This is a genomic window from uncultured Oxalicibacterium sp. (assembly GCF_913776015.1).
Lineage (GTDB): Bacteria > Pseudomonadota > Gammaproteobacteria > Burkholderiales > Burkholderiaceae_D > Oxalicibacterium.
Map to the genome: position 1 here is coordinate 1 of NZ_CAJYMD010000030.1, position 16434 is coordinate 16434.

At 55.7% G+C, this 16434-nt stretch carries 14 protein-coding genes and 1 tRNA gene; 1 reads left to right on the forward strand and 14 read right to left on the reverse strand.

All coding sequences use genetic code 11. The annotated features are described in order from the left end of the window. Positions 1-45: 45 nt before the first annotated feature. Both rlmB and rnr read right to left on the reverse strand, forming a co-directional pair. Entirely contained in the window at positions 46-783 is a 738-nt protein-coding gene (gene rlmB, locus QZ725_RS04600) for a 23S rRNA (guanosine(2251)-2'-O)-methyltransferase RlmB (RefSeq protein ID WP_293776751.1), read from the reverse strand. Positions 784-786: 3 nt separating this feature from the next. Beyond that, positions 787-3234, reverse strand: coding sequence for a ribonuclease R (gene rnr, locus QZ725_RS04605; protein WP_293776754.1), 2448 nt, complete (start codon positions 3232-3234; stop codon positions 787-789). A 170-nt stretch (positions 3235-3404) separates the two neighbouring features. Here rnr and QZ725_RS04610 point away from each other — a divergent pair. Continuing rightward, positions 3405-3489, forward strand: a tRNA-Leu gene (locus QZ725_RS04610). A 157-nt stretch (positions 3490-3646) separates the two neighbouring features. Here QZ725_RS04610 and QZ725_RS04615 read toward each other — a convergent pair. The 12 genes from QZ725_RS04615 to ispG form a co-directional block, all read right to left on the reverse strand. Beyond that, on the reverse strand, positions 3647-4195 hold the full coding sequence (locus QZ725_RS04615; RefSeq protein ID WP_293776757.1) for a phosphoribosyltransferase family protein: 549 nt from the start codon (positions 4193-4195) through the stop codon (positions 3647-3649). Between the two features lie 32 nt (positions 4196-4227). Then, the gene (locus QZ725_RS04620; protein ID WP_293776760.1) at positions 4228-5541 is read right to left on the reverse strand and encodes an adenylosuccinate synthase; all 1314 of its coding nucleotides are present in this window, start codon (positions 5539-5541) and stop codon (positions 4228-4230) included. A 3-nt stretch (positions 5542-5544) separates the two neighbouring features. Beyond that, complete coding sequence (locus QZ725_RS04625) at positions 5545-6696, reverse strand: ATP phosphoribosyltransferase regulatory subunit (RefSeq protein WP_293776762.1); 1152 nt, start codon at positions 6694-6696, stop codon at positions 5545-5547. Between the two features lie 123 nt (positions 6697-6819). Further along, positions 6820-7698: a protease modulator HflC gene (gene hflC / locus QZ725_RS04630; protein WP_293776765.1), complete on the reverse strand. Its 879-nt coding sequence runs from the start codon at positions 7696-7698 to the stop codon at positions 6820-6822. Next, entirely contained in the window at positions 7698-9044 is a 1347-nt protein-coding gene (gene hflK / locus QZ725_RS04635) for an FtsH protease activity modulator HflK (protein ID WP_293776768.1), read from the reverse strand. The genes hflC and hflK overlap by 1 nt, the downstream gene beginning before the upstream one ends. A 45-nt stretch (positions 9045-9089) precedes the next feature. Continuing rightward, on the reverse strand, positions 9090-10208 hold the full coding sequence (gene hflX, locus QZ725_RS04640) for a GTPase HflX (RefSeq protein WP_293776770.1): 1119 nt from the start codon (positions 10206-10208) through the stop codon (positions 9090-9092). Between the two features lie 33 nt (positions 10209-10241). Then, on the reverse strand, positions 10242-10478 hold the full coding sequence (gene hfq, locus QZ725_RS04645; protein WP_188379479.1) for an RNA chaperone Hfq: 237 nt from the start codon (positions 10476-10478) through the stop codon (positions 10242-10244). Between the two features lie 106 nt (positions 10479-10584). After that, entirely contained in the window at positions 10585-11928 is a 1344-nt protein-coding gene (gene der, locus QZ725_RS04650) for a ribosome biogenesis GTPase Der (protein ID WP_293776781.1), read from the reverse strand. A 9-nt stretch (positions 11929-11937) separates the two neighbouring features. Further along, positions 11938-13086 carry an outer membrane protein assembly factor BamB gene (gene bamB / locus QZ725_RS04655; RefSeq protein ID WP_293776784.1) on the reverse strand — a complete coding sequence of 383 codons (1149 nt, stop codon included), beginning with the start codon at positions 13084-13086 and terminating at the stop codon, positions 11938-11940. 21 nt (positions 13087-13107) lie between these two features. After that, positions 13108-13758, reverse strand: a complete 651-nt coding sequence (locus QZ725_RS04660) for a tetratricopeptide repeat protein (RefSeq protein ID WP_293776787.1) — start codon at positions 13756-13758, stop codon at positions 13108-13110. A 12-nt stretch (positions 13759-13770) separates the two neighbouring features. Beyond that, on the reverse strand, positions 13771-15117 hold the full coding sequence (hisS, locus tag QZ725_RS04665; protein ID WP_293776789.1) for a histidine--tRNA ligase: 1347 nt from the start codon (positions 15115-15117) through the stop codon (positions 13771-13773). A 47-nt stretch (positions 15118-15164) separates the two neighbouring features. Beyond that, positions 15165-16430 (reverse strand): flavodoxin-dependent (E)-4-hydroxy-3-methylbut-2-enyl-diphosphate synthase, encoded by a 1266-nt coding sequence (ispG, locus tag QZ725_RS04670; RefSeq protein ID WP_293776791.1) that lies wholly within the window; start codon positions 16428-16430, stop codon positions 15165-15167. Positions 16431-16434 lie beyond the last annotated feature (4 nt).

The window sequence follows — 16434 nt, forward strand, 5'->3', positions numbered from 1 at the left end:
CTCTGCCCGACACATGCAGGCAGGAAAGACGGCAATCCGATGGCCTTAGACGGCAATACGCTGGCGACGCGCTTCGTACAGGCAGACGCCGGACGCCACTGAGACGTTGAGGCTTTCCACCGCGCCGAACATGGGAATATTCACCAACACATCGCAGGTTTCGCGGGTCAGGCGGCGCATGCCCTCACCTTCGGATCCCATCACCAATGCTGCAGGACCGGAAAAATCCGCTTCGTACAAACCTTTTTCGGCATCGTCACTGGTGCCGATCAGCAAAATCTCGCGCTCTTTCAACTCGCGCAAGGTACGCGCAAGATTCGTCACCGTGATGTACGGCACGGTATCTGCTGCACCGCTGGCAACCTTGGCTGCCGTCGCATTCAAACCGACCGCCCGATCCTTGGGGGCGATGACGGCATGTGCACCGGCGCCATCCGCCACACGCAGGCAGGCGCCGAGATTGTGTGGATCGGTAATGCCGTCGAGAACGAGCAACAAAGGCGGCCCTTCGACCGCATCGAGCAACTCGTCCAGATTGCGTGCTAGCGAGAGCGGGCTGGCCTTGGCCACGACACCCTGATGCCGACGTGTGCCGACGATATTGTTGAGTCGCGTATCGTCCACCGGGATGATGCGCACACGTGCCGCTTCCGCAGCCTTGACCAGTTCGCGCATTCGCTGATCGTGCCGACCGGCATCGATATAGATTTCCTCAACCGACGAGGCTTCATGGCGCAAACGCGCCGTCACGGCATGGAAGCCGAAAATCATCTTGCTTTTCATGAATTAACGCTTCTTCTTGCTGGAGCGCGACCGTGTCGATGGCGCTCCCTGTTTGCGCGGTGCCGTAGCACGTTTGCCTTTGAGCTTGCCCTGTGCCGCCGATTCGACTGACGTTGCCGTTTTCTTGACGGCCGGCTTGCCTGCTTTCTTTGCCGCTTTTTTCGCTGCCGGATCATGCTTGGCATCGGCCTTGCGCGCCTCGTTCTTCAACAAGGTACGAATACCCGGCTCATCTACAAGACGCAAATCGATCTTGCGTGCATCGAGATCGACCCGGCTGACCTGCACCGTCACGCGATCGGTCAACTGATAGCGAATACCCGTACGCTCGCCGCGCAACTCGTGGCGAGCGTCGTCAAACTTGAAGTGATCAGCGCCGAGTTCCGTGACATGTACCATGCCTTCGATATACAAGGCATCGAGCTGGACGAAGATACCGAAATTGGCCACACCCGAAATCACGCCGGTGAATTCTTCACCCAGCTTGTCGCGAATGAAGTAGCACTTGAGCCATGCCTCTACATCGCGCGATGCCTCATCGGCACGTCGCTCGTTGGCGGAGCAGTGAATGCCCAGCGCTTCCCAGATGGCGAGATCGCCTTCCGCTTTCTTCTTGCCTTCGGCACGATCCTGCGCCTGCTTCTTGCGCGCAGCCGGCGACAGCATGGTGTTAAGCGAACTGGTATCAATGCCCTTAGGCGTATAACGCTTGCCTTGCAACACGGCCTTGATGGCGCGATGCGTCAGCAAATCGGGATAGCGACGAATCGGACTCGTGAAATGCGCGTACGCTTCATACGACAAGCCGAAGTGGCCGATATTGTCCGGACTGTAGACTGCCTGCTGCATGGAACGCAGCAACATGGTTTGCAACAGCGTGGCATCCGGACGGTTCTTGATCTTGCCCATCAGCTCGGCATAGTCAGCTGCAGCCGGCTTGTTGCCACCGCCCAGATTCAGCCCAACCTGTTTCAGGAAGGTCCGTACCTGATTAAGTTTTTCCTCGGTTGGCAAGGCATGCACGCGATACAGGCCCGGATGCTTGTGACGCTCAAGCAGATCGGCAGCACAGACGTTGGCCGCCAGCATGCATTCTTCGATGAGCTTGTGCGCATCATTGCGCGTGCGCGGCAGAATCTGCTGAATCTTGCCGACTTCATTGCAGACGATATAGGTTTCTGTCGTCTCGAAATCGATTGCACCGCGTACCTGGCGCGCCTGCAGCAAGGCCTGATAAACGGCATACAGATTGAGTAAATGTGGCACGAGTGCTGGCTTGCGCGTCGCTTCCACGCCCTTAGTATTGCTAAGAATGGCTGCGACTTCCGTATAGGTCAGGCGCGCTGCCGAATGAATCACGGCAGGATAGAACTGATAGGCCTTGATCTCACCTTTCGTCGTAATGACGGCATCGCACACCAGCGTCAGACGATCAACACCCGGATTCAGCGAGCACAAGCCATTCGACAATTTCTCGGGCAACATCGGAATCACGCGACGCGGGAAATACACCGACGTACTGCGTTCAATCGCATCGCTATCAAGCGGTTCGCCCGGCTTGACGTAATGACTGACATCGGCAATCGCCACGATCAGACGGAAGCCATCGCTACGACCAATCTTGCATGGCTCGCAGTAAACAGCGTCGTCGAAGTCACGCGCATCTTCACCATCGATGGTTACCAATGGCACGTCACGCAGATCGACGCGATCATGCAGATCGACTGCACGTACTTCACCAGGCAACTTCGCGGCGGCTTTACGCGCCGCTTCGGAAAATTCATGCGGCACACCATATTTGCGCACCGCAATTTCAATCTCCATGCCGGGATCATCGATATCGCCCAACACTTCAGCAATCTTGCCGACCGGCTGGCTGAAGCGCGAAGGCTGCTCGGTCAGCTCGACGCTGACGACCTGCCCGGCCTTGGCCTTGCCAGGCGAACCGGAAAGGATGATGTCCTGCCCGATCCGATTGTCTTCCGGGGCAACTATCCAGACGCCGTTTTCATTGAGCAGGCGTCCGATGATGTGGGTATTGGCACGCGCCACCACTTCCACAATCGTGCCTTCCGGACGTCCGCGACGGTCGGTACCGATGATGCGTACCTGTACGCGATCGCCGTTCAATACTTTCTGCATTTCCTTTTCGGGCAAAAAGATATCCGAACTGGCGTCGTCGGGAATCAAAAAACCATAGCCATCACGGTGGCTGCTGACCCGGCCTTCGATGAAATTGGAAGAGTTCGCAAGCTGATAATTGCCATGACGGTCGGGCTTGATTTGCCCGTCGCGCTCCATGGCGTTGAGTCGCCGCATCAAGCCATCCATTTCTTCTGGCTTGACGTTTAGTGCGGTGGCGAGGGACGGCGCATCATGCGGCGTCGCCGCAATGCGCAATAGACCGAGAATTTCTTCGCGGCTGGGAATCGTGTAGGTGTATTGGCTCAAAAGCTGTTTCTATTTAATTGTTGTTGGAACGAAGTCAGTGTAACGGAGCGTGCTGATATTTGCATGCAAACATGCAATGCACAAATTCCTGCAAAAACCCTGTTGACACTGCCGGAATATCCGTTATACTTCTCATCTTTCTGAAACGCAGCATATTTCAGAGCAGTAAGGCCCACGTGGCGGAATTGGTAGACGCGCATGGTTCAGGTCCATGTGCCGCGAGGTGTGGGGGTTCGAGTCCCTCCGTGGGCACCAAACATTAAAAACCCGTTGATTCGTCAACGGGTTTTTTCATTTCTGGACCGTTTTTCCATTTTGTTGCCGGCATTGATGTGATGTGGAAAGCCCCCATACCGCCAATACATCATCAAGCTTGCCATCCTGCTCATCATGCAAGCTGCGCATGACAACGTCACGACAAATCTGTCAGCCCCTCGCCTTTTTTCATCCATGCAGCCAATTGATGTGCACGAATGCCATCGTATTCCTCAAAAGGCTGATGAATCCATGGATTGGTCGAGAGATACTCGAGATAGAAATCAGGCCGAAAAACCGAGCAGGCTTTGTACCAGATGACGGCTGTTTTCACTTCCGTGACCGCAGGAAAATACTGGGACAGATGTTCCTGCACGCGTGCAAGCGTCACGCCTGAATCTACAAGATCATCGATCAGCAACACCCTGCCCTGCAAGGCGCCCTCGGTAGTCGTGATATGTGAGGCAATATCCAGCGCCCCCTGCTGCATGCCATTTGCTTCGCGATAGGAACTGGTAGAGAGAATCGCCAGTGGCACATCGAAGATGCGCGAAAACACATCGCCCGGCCGCAAACCACCACGCGCCAGACACAGCACTTGATCGAATTTCCAACCGGATTCATGCACCAGCAACGCGAGTCGTTCGATCGCAAGGTGGTAGGCATCCCATGTAACCCAAAGATCGCTATCGGTCGATTCCGGCATGGGATGCATTCTGCAAGGACGTGAAACGAGGATTACTTGAATGGATGACGCAAAACGATCGTCTCTTCGCGATCCGGGCCGGTCGAAATCATGTCGATCGGCACGCCGACGAGCTCTTCAATGCGATTGATGTAGGCACGCGCATTGGCCGGCAATACATCCAGCGACTTTGCGCCAACGGTCGTTTCCTTCCAGCCTGGCATTTCTTCGTAGATCGCTTCGCAACCGGCTGCGTCTTCAGCGCCGACCGGGAAGATGTCGATCTTCTTGCCATTCAACATGTAACCCGTACACAGGCGAATCGTTTCCAGACCATCCATCACGTCAAGCTTGGTCAGGCACATGCCGGTAACGCCATTGATCTGTACCGAACGCTTGAGCAAGGCTGCATCGAACCAGCCGCAGCGACGCGGACGACCGGTCACAGTACCGAACTCGTGACCAACGGTGGCCAAATGCTTGCCGATGCCATCATCGGTTGGCAGTTCCGAAGGGAACGGGCCAGAGCCGACGCGTGTGGTGTAAGCCTTGGTGATGCCCATGACGTAATGCAGCATATCGGGGCCAACGCCAGCACCGGTCGATGCATTACCAGCCACGCAGTTGCTCGAAGTAACGTATGGATACGTGCCGTGATCGACGTCCAGCAGGCTGCCTTGCGCACCTTCGAACAAGAGATTGCCACCGGCTGCATGCGTCGCATACAAGGCGCTCGATACATCCGCAACCATCGGGCGCAGACGCGGCACATCGGCCAGCGCATCGTCGAGTGTCTTTTGATAATCGATCGGCTGCACCTTGAGGTAATTGGTCAGCACGAAGTTGTGGTAATCGAGATTTTCAAGCAGCTTTTCGGCAAAGCGCTTTTCATTGAGCAGGTCGGCAACGCGAATCGCGCGGCGCGCTACCTTGTCTTCGTAGGCCGGACCAATGCCCTTACCGGTGGTGCCGATCTTGGCATCGCCACGCTTGACTTCACGCGCAACATCGAGTGCCACGTGATAAGGCAGAATGATCGGGCATGCTTCGGAAATTTTCAGGCGCGATGGGACTTCGACACCGATGGCTTGCAGCTTGTCTATTTCGCGCAGCAAATCAGGCACGGACAGCACCACACCATTGCCGATGTAGCAGGCAACGCCTTCGCGCATGATGCCCGACGGAATCAGTTGCAATGCCGTCTTGTGTCCGCCGATGACGAGCGTGTGACCGGCGTTGTGACCGCCCTGGAAACGCACCACGCCTTGCGAGTGATCGGTCAGCCAATCGACGATCTTGCCCTTACCTTCATCGCCCCACTGCGTACCAACGACGACGACGTTTTTTGCATTGCTTTGTGTAGACATCACTTAACCCAAATTTTTGATAATCCAGTTGCCATCTTCAAGTACGAGCACGCGATCGCACTCGAACTCGTCCTGATCGTTTTCGCTACCCGGCAGGCTTTGAATCACGATCTCGCCTGCCTTGCGCAAGCCATCAATCTTTTTCTTCAATGCGGCGTCGCGTCCCCACGGCGCATGAATCGCACATTTGCGAGCCGCACCAGGCAGCAAACGCGCCAGTTCGCGCAGGTCCAGCGAAAAACCGGTTGCCGGCCGTGCACGTCCGAAAGTTTCACCGACATGATCATAACGACCACCACGTGCCACCGCATTCGGCAATCCCGGCACATACAGCGCGAACATGGTGCCGCTTTCGTATTGATAGCCGCCCAGATCGGCCAGATCGACCGTGACATTGGCTTGACCAGCCAAGGCGATCAGTGCTTCCAATTCGTCCAACGCGCGCACGATGCCTGGCAAGGCCGGCAGCGAAGCGCGCGCGCGCGACAATACATCGACACCGCCATATAACGTCGGCAACGCCAGCAACGCTGCACGGGTTGCCGGCGCATAGGCTGCGGCCATCCCCTCCAATGCCGGCACATCCTTGGCACGCAGAGCAGTATACAGGGCATCTTCGTCGCGTCGCGCCTGATCGTCGCTTTCCAACAGCGCACGCAGCACGCCAACATGGCAAAGATCCATGCGCACTTCGGCAAAACCGGCTAGCGACAAGGTGGACAAGGCCAATTCCTGAATCTCGGCATCCGCCTCCAAACCTGCATGACCGTAAATCTCGGCACCGATCTGCAGCGGTTCGCGCGTTGCATGAAAACCGTTCGGACGCGTATGCAGCACGCTGCCCGAATAACAAAGGCGCGTAACGGAATCGCGATTGAGCAGATGCGCATCGATACGCGCAACCTGCGTCGTCATATCGGCACGCACACCCATCGTACGCCCCGAAAGCTGATCGACCAGCTTGAAGGTACGCAGATCCATGTCGTGACCGGCTCCTGCCAGCAATGACTCCAGATACTCCAGCATGGGTGGCATGACCAGCTCGTAGCCATACAGATGGAAGTTATCGAGAATGGCGCGACGCAATTCTTCGATCTTGCGCGCCTCGGACGGCAAGACATCGGCAATATTTTCGGGCAAAAGCCAGTTGGGCATGACAGGACCGCAATGAATCAGGAAAGTAAAGGAATCAGCAATGCAAGGCCAGAAAAGCAATGAAGCAATTGCCCGAATCAGGCAATCGCTTCAGTTTGCAGTGCGGGCGATTGGGCCGTGGTCTCAGCGACCGCCAGCCGCCGGGTTTTTAAAGTATTTGAAGAACTCCGAATTCGGATCGATCACAAGCATATCGTTACGTGTCTTGAAGCTGGCGCGATAAGCCTCGAGGCTACGATAAAACTTATAGAAGTCCGGATTTTGTCCGAACGCCTGCGCATAAATCTGGGTTGCCTTGGCATCGCCCTCACCGCGAATACGCTCAGCATCGCGATAGGCCTCTGCCAAAATCACCGTACGCTGACGATCTGCATCCGCACGAATCTTTTCGGATTCCGCCGCACCGGTCGAACGCAGTTCATTCGCGACACGCGCACGTTCCGACTTCATGCGCTCGAAAACCGAATTGTTGATCTGGTCAACATAATCGACACGCTTCAGACGCACATCCACGATTTCAACGCCAATCTGCTTGGCCTCTTCGGTCACCTTGCGCTGGATGCCATCCATGACCTTGCTACGCTCGCCCGAAATCACTTCACGCACGGTGCGCTTGGTAATCTCTTCGTTCAGCGAAGCCTTGACGATCTGCGCCATGCGATTTTGCGCGCTGCGTTCATCGCCGCCGAAGCTGACGAAATACAGACGCGGATCGACGATGCGCCATTTGACGAATGCATCAACCAGAATGTTTTTCTTTTCCGCCGTGATGAAACGATCGGCATCCGGTGTATCCAGCGTCAGGATGCGCTTATCCAGAAAGACGACATTCTGGAAAGGCGGCGGCAACTTGAAATGCAGCCCAGGTTCGCTGATGACCTGCTTGACTTCACCCAGTGCAAACACGATGGCAAAGCGACGCTGATCGACCACGAACAAGGTCGACGACAAAACGGCAAGAATGATGCCGAGCGCGATCAGATAGGAAATAGCGCGATTCATTATCGTACCTCCCGATCACGGGAACTGCGCTCGTCGCGAACGCGAGACTCTTGCTGCACCTGGTTCTCCACGGAAGAATGTTGGTCGTTGCGTACGTTCGATGTTGCTGCGGCACCCGATTGCTGCGCAGCGCCGGCATTGCCCGCCGCGCCTGCTGCTGCCGGCTGGGCGGTTTGCGAAATCAGTTTATCCAGCGGCAGATAGATCAGATTGTTACCGCTCTTTGTATCAACCATGACTTTGGTCGTGCTGGCAAAAATCTTTTGCATGGTTTCCAGATACATGCGGTCACGTGTAACCGCTGGCGCCTTTGCATACTCGGTGGATACCTGTTTGAAGCGGCTGGCTTCACCTTCAGCATTGGCAACCACACTGTCACGATATGCTTCAGATTCTTGCATCAGACGTGCTGCGGCACCACGCGCACGCGGAATCACGTCATTCGCATAAGCCTGACCTTCATTTTTCTGCCGTTCGCGATCCTGGCCTGCTTTGACGGCATCATCGAACGAAGCCTGTACCTGCTCAGGCGGCTGCACTGCCTGCATGGTCACATTCGTGATCTGCACGCCGGAACGATAGCGATCCACGATCTGCTGCATCAACTGGCTCGTATCGAAAGCGACTTTCTCGCGACCTTCGTACAGAACGAAATCCATCTTGCTGCGACCGACCACCTCGCGAATGGCGGTTTCGGCAACCTGCTTGACCATCTCGTCCTGTTCGCGGTTGTTGAAGACCCAATCCGATGCGTTTTTCAGCGTGTACTGCACGGCGAACTGGATATCGATGATGTTTTCATCTTCGGTCAGCATCAGCGATTCCTGCTGCTGCTTGTTGCGCACGTTGCCGCGATAACCGATTTCCACTGTCCGAACCTGCGAAACATTCACGATCTCGTGGCTCTGGATCGGTGTCGGCCAACGCCAGTTGAAACCGGAAGGCGTCATGTGGCTGTATTTACCGAACGTCATGACGACGCCGGTCTGACCTTCCTGCACGATGAAGAAACCACTGACCAGCCACAAAAAGCCGACGATACCGGCAATCACACCCGCGCCGATACCGGCACCTCGCATGTTCGGCTTGAAGCTTGGGCCACCACCGCCATTGCCATCGTTATTGTTGCGATTACCGCCGCCGTTGTTGCGGTCCTTGCGATTACCGAACAAGCCGCCAAGGCGCTGATTGAAATCACGCCAGAGTTGATCAAGATCCGGAGGACCATCGTTAGATGGCTTTTTACCGTCCTGATTTCTGTTGTTATTGTCTTGTGAACCACGACCCCAGCCGGGATCATTGAGCGAAAACTTCAAACCGATTCTTTTGAGTAGGGAAACGAGCATTGCGGTCCGGGCTGAAAAGTTAAGGTTGGATTGCCAAGTAATTCGTCAAACATTGGCATCGTGGGTGACAACCTGCGATGCATCTGCAAGGCTAGCGGCGCGCTCCTTCGCACATTCGGCTATTGCCTCTCGCAATAGATCCAATCCGCTTCCAGTCTGGGCACTGATAAAAACACGACGGATTTTATCATATTCATCACGCTCCAAAGCAGGTTCCAACCCTGCCGCGTCGATCTTGTTCCAGACGAGAATCTGTGGAATATGGTCAGCGCCGATCTCGCGCAAAACCATATTGACCTGTTCGATCTGCTCCATGCGAACCGGGCTCGCGCCATCGACCACATGCAGCAACAGATCGGCATGAATCGTCTCTTCCAGCGTGGCACGGAAAGCAGCAACCAGTTGGTGCGGCAATTCGCGGATGAAACCAACCGTATCAGACAGCACGATATTGCCGGCCTCACCCAGATAGATGCGGCGCGAAGTCGTATCCAGCGTAGCAAACAACTGGTCAGCCGCGTAAGCCTGCGCCTTGGTCAACACATTGAACAGCGTGGATTTGCCGGCATTGGTATAGCCGACCAGCGAAACGGAAAATACATGATTGCGCCCGCGCGCACGACGCTGTGTCGCATGCTGCTTGTGCAATTTATCGAGTCGCGCACGCAAGGCTTTCACGCGTTCGCCGAGCAATCGACGATCGGTTTCGAGCTGCGTTTCACCGGGGCCGCGCAAACCTATACCGCCCTTTTGACGCTCAAGGTGGGTCCAGCCGCGAATCAGACGCGTCGCCAGATGCTGAAGCTGTGCCAGCTCGACCTGAACCTTGCCTTCATGACTCTTGGCGCGCTGCGCAAAGATATCGAGAATCAGGCTGGTGCGATCAATGACGCGCACTTTCAGATGGCGCTCAAGATTGCGCTGCTGCGCTGGAGACAAGGCATGATTGAAAATGACCAGCTCGATCTCATGATCGAAAATCGCATCGGCAATTTCTTCGGCCTTGCCGGAGCCGACAAACAATGCAGCATCCGGACTCTGGCGTCGCCCCGTGATCGTTACGATCGGTTCGGCACCAGCAGAGCGGGAAAGGAGGGAGAGTTCTTCGAGACTTGCGGCAAAGTCGCCCTTACCGAAGTCTACGCCTACGAGTACCGCACGCATCAGTGCGATACCGAAGGCTTGGCGAAACGCGGTTTACTCAACGTCGGATTCAACATTCAGATTGACTGCACGGGCAGGTACGACGGTAGAAATGGCGTGCTTGTAAACCATCTGGGTAACCGTATTGCGCAACAGGACGACATATTGATCGAACGATTCGATATGTCCCTGCAATTTGATGCCGTTGACCAGATAGATCGAAACAGGAACGTGCTCTTTACGTAGCGCGTTCAGAAATGGGTCTTGTAACAATTGCCCTTTATTGGTCATGACAGCTCCATTGTGTTGTTGTGATGTGGAGGACGAGACTGTTGCTTCTTTTCAAAAGTCTCTACTCGGAAATGTAATCGATTTTCCGGTATTCCGCCAAACAGTCTTATTTCTCTGACCGGCTGAATGGATTCTTACCGGACCGCAATTCAATACGTAGTGGAGTACCCACCAGAGAAAAAGTTTCGCGGAAATGTTTTTCAAGGAAGCGCTTGTAGTTGGCATCGATGCTTTCCAGCGCATTGCCGTGAATGACCACGACCGGCGGATTCATGCCGCCCTGATGCGCATAGCGCATTTTGGGGCGGATCGAACCCTTGCGGCGCGGCTGCTGGTGTTCGACGGCTTCGATCAGTGCACGCGTCAGCTTTGGCGTTGACAAATTGGCCATGGCTGCTCCATACGCAGCATTGACCGATTTCATCATCGGACCGATGCCGCTCGCCTGCAGCGCTGAAACGAAATGGAACTTGGCGAAGGACAGGAAGTTCAGCTTGCGCTCGATATCCATCTTAATGGCATCGCGCTGATCGCTGGTTAGGCCATCCCATTTATTGACACCAACCACCAGTGCCCTGCCCGACTCCAGAATGAAGCCGGCGATATGGGCGTCCTGCTCAGAAATATCTTGTTGTGCATCCAGCAACAGCAGAACCACATTGGCTTCGGAAATCGATTGCAAGGTCTTGACGACAGAAAACTTCTCAATGGCCTCGAATACCTTGCCGCGACGACGAATGCCCGCCGTATCGATCAGCGTGTAATGACGTCCTTCACGCTCGAAGGGAATCTCGATCGAATCGCGTGTCGTACCCGGCATATCGAAAGCAATCACACGCTCTTCGCCGAGCAGCGTATTGATCAGCGTCGATTTGCCGACATTCGGACGTCCGACGATTGCCAGCTTGATGTGCTTGCCTCCCGTCTCGGGCTCTTCTTCCTCTGGCGGACGCTGGGCAAATGCGATGTCTAGCGACTCTTCCACCAGATCAGCCACGCCATCGCCATGTGCAGCCGAAATCACGTAAGGATCGCCCATGCCCAGCTCGTAGAAATCCGCAGTCACCGACGTGTACTTCATGCCCTCGGCCTTGTTGACCACCAGCATGACGTGACGACCAGACTTGCGCAGGAAGTCGGTAATCGTCTTGTCGTGCGGCGTCAGACCCTGACGTCCATCGACGATGAAAATGACGACATCCGCCTCAGCCACCGCCTGCTTGGTCTGCTTGGCCATTTCATGCATGATGCCTTCCTTGGCAACAGGCTCGAAACCGCCGGTATCGATCACCAAAAACGGACGTTCGCCTACACGACCTTCACCGTAGTGCCGGTCACGGGTCAAACCCGGCAGATCGGCCACCAGGGCATCACGCGACCGCGTCAGGCGGTTGAAGAGCGTGGACTTGCCGACATTTGGTCGACCTACTAATGCGATAACCGGCTTCATGAAATGACTTTACTCGGTCGCTACAGCGACCACTGATCCTAATTGAGTTTGGAAAATACCGACGCCATCCGCGAATTGCGGACGTGCCACAATCGCGCCACCATCGGTCTTGATACGTGCCAGCAGCTTGCCATCTTCCTTGGAGAGGAAATGTATGTAGCCATCAAAATCGCCCGTCGCAACTACATTATTGAACGCGATCGGTGTCGATAGGCGACGATTGGTGAGTTGCGTATTACGCCATGCACTCGCACCGCTCATGCGCGAGAAGGCATTCAAACCGCCTTTCTCGTCTGCGACATAGACATTGCGTTCATCCACTGCAACGCCACCATCGCTCGACAAGCCCGCAGCCCAGCGTGGCGCACCGCTCGCCGCATCGAAACAGGCAACACGGCCCTGATAAGCCACGGCACACACTTCGCGCCCCGAAACGACTGGCGTGCCAGAAATATCGGCAATGCGCTCCAGCTCGGTTACGCCACGGGGGTCACCCACAGCCATTTCCCAACGCGGTGCACCAGTTGCAACCGTCAATGCCAGCAAGCGACCGCCAGCGAAACCCACGTAGGCTGTGCCATCGACAATCGCAATGCCCGGTGCCGTACGCAGCGTCAACGCGGGTGCCGTGCGTTGAATGCTCCACTTTCGTTCACCGGTATCGACATCGTAGGCCGTCACGCGGTTGTCCATGCTGCGAATCAGAACCGTACCCAAAGCGACTGCCGGTGCCGACAAGACTTCACTCGTGGCTTGCGCCTTCCAGCGCTGCTTACCTTCGGCATCGAATGCCAGAATCACACCCTTGTTCCCCACGACAACCACATTCTGGCCATCGCTGCCAACGCCAGCCGTCAATCGGGTACCGGCATCGATACGCCAGATCGAGCGACCGGTCGATGCTTCGAGCTTGGTGATATTGCCGTTTTCAGCAGCGGCGTACACATTACTGCCCACCAGTGCCGGTGTAAAAACGTATTTATCTGCCTTGCCAACCGAAGCCGACCATACAGTGCGCATGCGCGCATCGTTTTGTAACTCCACCAGCGGTGCCGGCTGGGTCTTGGGATTCGGCTTCTTGGCAAACGGATTCAGGGACGAACAGCCGGTCAACGCAACCACGATACCGGCACAACACATCAGGGATGTAACGCGCATCTTGCTTCCTCTTGTTAGCTATCAGGCTGCCTTGGCGGCAGGCGCGCCACCGATCGCATCCAGCTTGATCTGAATAAGTTGACGACCGGCGCTGCGGGCATCGGTTTTTTCCATCGCAGCCTGATAGGCAACACGCGCCTCGTCAAGCTTGTTCTGTGCCACGAAAATATCGCCCTTGCGATCCTCGACCAAACCGGCAAATTCAGCAGGGAATTTGCCAGACAACACTTTCAATGCTTCGTCATAGGCTTTTTCGTCGAGCAGAATACCGGACAGGCGAATACGCGCGATGGCCTTGTATTCCTCATTACGCCCCTTGTCGGCCACCCATTGCAGTTGCGTCTTGGCTGTCTGGAAATCACCCGCATCGAATGCCGATTTGGCCGCAGCCAAGCCCGTCATCTGGGCATAGGCAGTCCCGGAAAAACGTGACTGCATGTCGCTGCTTACACGCGCGATTTTTTCCTTGTCCTTGGCGGTGATCGCACCTTGCAGCTCTTCATAGAGCTGTGCTGCCTGTGCAGCCTGTCTGGTCTGGTAGTACGTCCAGCCCTTCCATGCTGCGAAAGCGGCCAGCGCGATGATCAATAACCATGTCGCCAGATTACCGTAGCGCTCCCACCAGGATTTCAGCCCGGCGAGTTGTTCCTGTTCTGCGTGATCGTATGCCATGTTGATCCAGTTTTAATGATGATAATGAACGTGTTCGTCGTGCGAATGATCGTGGCCGACGATCTGATCCACCAGATAATCGGCGATGGTATCGAACGGTACTTCGGCCTGATTGCCATTGGCATCGGCGTTACGCAATTCCTTGACGATTGCCTTACCCTTGGCGATCTCGTCTTCCGCGATGATGACGGCATAAGCGGCTCCGCTTGCGTCCGCACGCTTCATCTGCGATTTGAAACTACCGATACCGGCTGACGAAGCGCAATGCAGCACGACATCGAGGCCGGCGTCACGCAAGCGTTCGGCCACAACCGACGATTGCAATTGCGCCTCTTCACCCTGATGCACGAGATAAACATCGCACTGGTTGGACGCAAGCTGTTCGCCGTTAGCTTTCATCAACTCCAGCAAACGCTCGACGCCCATCGCAAAGCCGCATGCCGGCGTCGGTTTGCCGCCGAACATTTCGACCAGCGGATCGTAACGACCGCCGCCGCATACCGTGCCTTGCGAACCGAGTTGATCGGTCACCCACTCGAACACGGTGCGGTTGTAATAATCCATGCCGCGCACGAGACGCGGATTGATCGTGAACGGAATCGCATTATGCCGGAGGATTTTCTGTACGCCTTCGAAATGCGCACGCGAATCGTCACCCAGATAGTCGAGCAGCTTCGGCGCTGCATTGACCAGATCCTGCATGGTCGGATTCTTGGTATCCAGAATGCGGAGTGGATTGCTGTGCAGGCGCTTTTTCGCTTCGGCATCCAGCACATCGATATGTTTCTCAAAATAAGCGATCAGATCGGCGCGATGACGGTTGCGTTCTTCGGCATTGCCGATCGAATTCAATTCCAGTCGCACACCTTGCAAGCCGAGATCATCCCACAGACGCTGGCACATCATGATCAGCTCGGCATCGATATCCGGACCGGAAAAACCGATCGCTTCGGCACCGATCTGATGGAACTGGCGATAGCGGCCACGCTGCGGACGCTCATGACGAAACATCGGACCTGCATACCAGAGACGTTTAGGACCGTCGTAGGTCAGATTGTGTTCGAGTGCGGCGCGTACCACGCCAGCCGTGCACTCAGGGCGCAAGGTCAACTGATCGCCATTCATGGAATCGGTAAAGGAATACATTTCCTTCTCGACGATATCCGTTACTTCGCCCAGACCGCGCGCAAACAGCGCCGTCGGCTCGACAATCGGCGTGCGAATCTGTTGAAAGCCGTAACTCTTGAGCACCGTGTGCACGGTGTTTTCAAACAATTCCCACAAAGGTGCATCAGCCGGCAGGATATCGTTCATCCCTTTGACGCCAACGATTTTTTCGATTTTCTTGTTCTCTGACATGAATTTTCTGTTTTCCCGAACAGGATGATTCAGCACTGCCGCATCACTCAGGCAATGCTGTTTTCCTTGCCGTAATGGCTCTTTACATATTCCAGCACAATCGCCTGGAATTCTTCTGCGATATTCTCGCCGCGTAGCGTAATGGTTTTTTCGCCATCGACGAATACCGGTGCGGCAGGCGACTCACCCGTACCCGGCAAACTGATACCGATATTGGCGTGTTTGGACTCACCGGGCCCATTGACGATGCAGCCCATTACGGCCACATTCATCGCCTCCACGCCCGGATACTGCTTCTTCCACACAGGCATCTGATCGCGCAGATAGGTCTGGATGCGATCGGCCAGTTCCTGAAACACCGTTGACGTGGTACGACCACAGCCCGGACAGGCGATGACCATCGGCGTGAATTTGCGCAAACCCATGGTCTGCAAGATTTCCTGCCCAACGATCACTTCGCGCGTACGATCGCCGCCTGGCTCCGGCGTCAGCGAAATGCGAATGGTATCGCCTATGCCTTCCTGCAGCAGAACCGACAAGGCAGCCGTCGAAGCCACGATGCCTTTGCTGCCCATGCCCGCCTCAGTCAGACCAAGATGCAAAGGATAATCGCAACGACGTGCCAGTTCGCGATAGACGGCGATCAAATCCTGCACACCCGACACCTTGCACGACAGGATGATGCGATCGCCGGCAAGGCCGACTTCTTCGGCACGCTGCGCATTCTCGATTGCCGATGTCACCAGCGCTTCATACATGACGGCTTGCGCACTCCACGGATTCGCGCGTGCCGCGTTTTCGTCCATGATGCGGGCCAGCAGTTCCTGATCCAGACTGCCCCAGTTCACACCGATACGTACCGGTTTGTCATGACGGCAGGCGACCTCGATCATCTGCGCAAACTGCGTATCGCGCTTGGCACCCTTGCCGACATTGCCCGGATTGATACGGTACTTGGCCAGCATGCTCGCGCATTCGGGATACTCGGTCAGCAGCTTGTGGCCGTTGTAATGAAAATCACCGACCAGCGGCACCGATACATCCATACGCGCCAGCTGTTCGCAAATATGTGGGACGGCGGCTGCCGCCTCTGCCGAATTGACGGTGATGCGCACCATCTCGGAACCTGCACGTGCGAGCTCCTTGATCTGGATGGCTGTTGCGATGACATCTGCCGTATCGGTATTCGTCATGGACTGCACGACAACCGGCGCATCGCCACCGATACGCACTTCGCGATCCGCGCAACGAATGATTGCCGTACGGCTGGCGCGGCGCGACAAAGGGCCGGCAGGAATCGGGGAACTGGACATGGAC

What these genes read in the sequence shown, in the direction of transcription:
- rlmB (WP_293776751.1), bottom strand. Translation starts at nt 783, where the DNA reads ATGAAAAGCAAGATGATTTTCGGCTTCCATGCCGTGACGGCGCGTTTG.
- QZ725_RS04615 (WP_293776757.1), bottom strand. Translation starts at nt 4,195, where the DNA reads ATGCCGGAATCGACCGATAGCGATCTTTGGGTTACATGGGATGCCTAC.
- QZ725_RS04620 (WP_293776760.1), bottom strand. Translation starts at nt 5,541, where the DNA reads ATGTCTACACAAAGCAATGCAAAAAACGTCGTCGTCGTTGGTACGCAG.
- QZ725_RS04625 (WP_293776762.1), bottom strand. Translation starts at nt 6,696, where the DNA reads ATGCCCAACTGGCTTTTGCCCGAAAATATTGCCGATGTCTTGCCGTCC.
- hflC (WP_293776765.1), bottom strand. Translation starts at nt 7,698, where the DNA reads ATGAATCGCGCTATTTCCTATCTGATCGCGCTCGGCATCATTCTTGCC.
- hflK (WP_293776768.1), bottom strand. Translation starts at nt 9,044, where the DNA reads ATGCTCGTTTCCCTACTCAAAAGAATCGGTTTGAAGTTTTCGCTCAAT.
- hflX (WP_293776770.1), bottom strand. Translation starts at nt 10,208, where the DNA reads ATGCGTGCGGTACTCGTAGGCGTAGACTTCGGTAAGGGCGACTTTGCC.
- hfq (WP_188379479.1), bottom strand. Translation starts at nt 10,478, where the DNA reads ATGACCAATAAAGGGCAATTGTTACAAGACCCATTTCTGAACGCGCTA.
- der (WP_293776781.1), bottom strand. Translation starts at nt 11,928, where the DNA reads ATGAAGCCGGTTATCGCATTAGTAGGTCGACCAAATGTCGGCAAGTCC.
- bamB (WP_293776784.1), bottom strand. Translation starts at nt 13,086, where the DNA reads ATGCGCGTTACATCCCTGATGTGTTGTGCCGGTATCGTGGTTGCGTTG.
- QZ725_RS04660 (WP_293776787.1), bottom strand. Translation starts at nt 13,758, where the DNA reads ATGGCATACGATCACGCAGAACAGGAACAACTCGCCGGGCTGAAATCC.
- hisS (WP_293776789.1), bottom strand. Translation starts at nt 15,117, where the DNA reads ATGTCAGAGAACAAGAAAATCGAAAAAATCGTTGGCGTCAAAGGGATG.
- ispG (WP_293776791.1), bottom strand. Translation starts at nt 16,430, where the DNA reads ATGTCCAGTTCCCCGATTCCTGCCGGCCCTTTGTCGCGCCGCGCCAGC.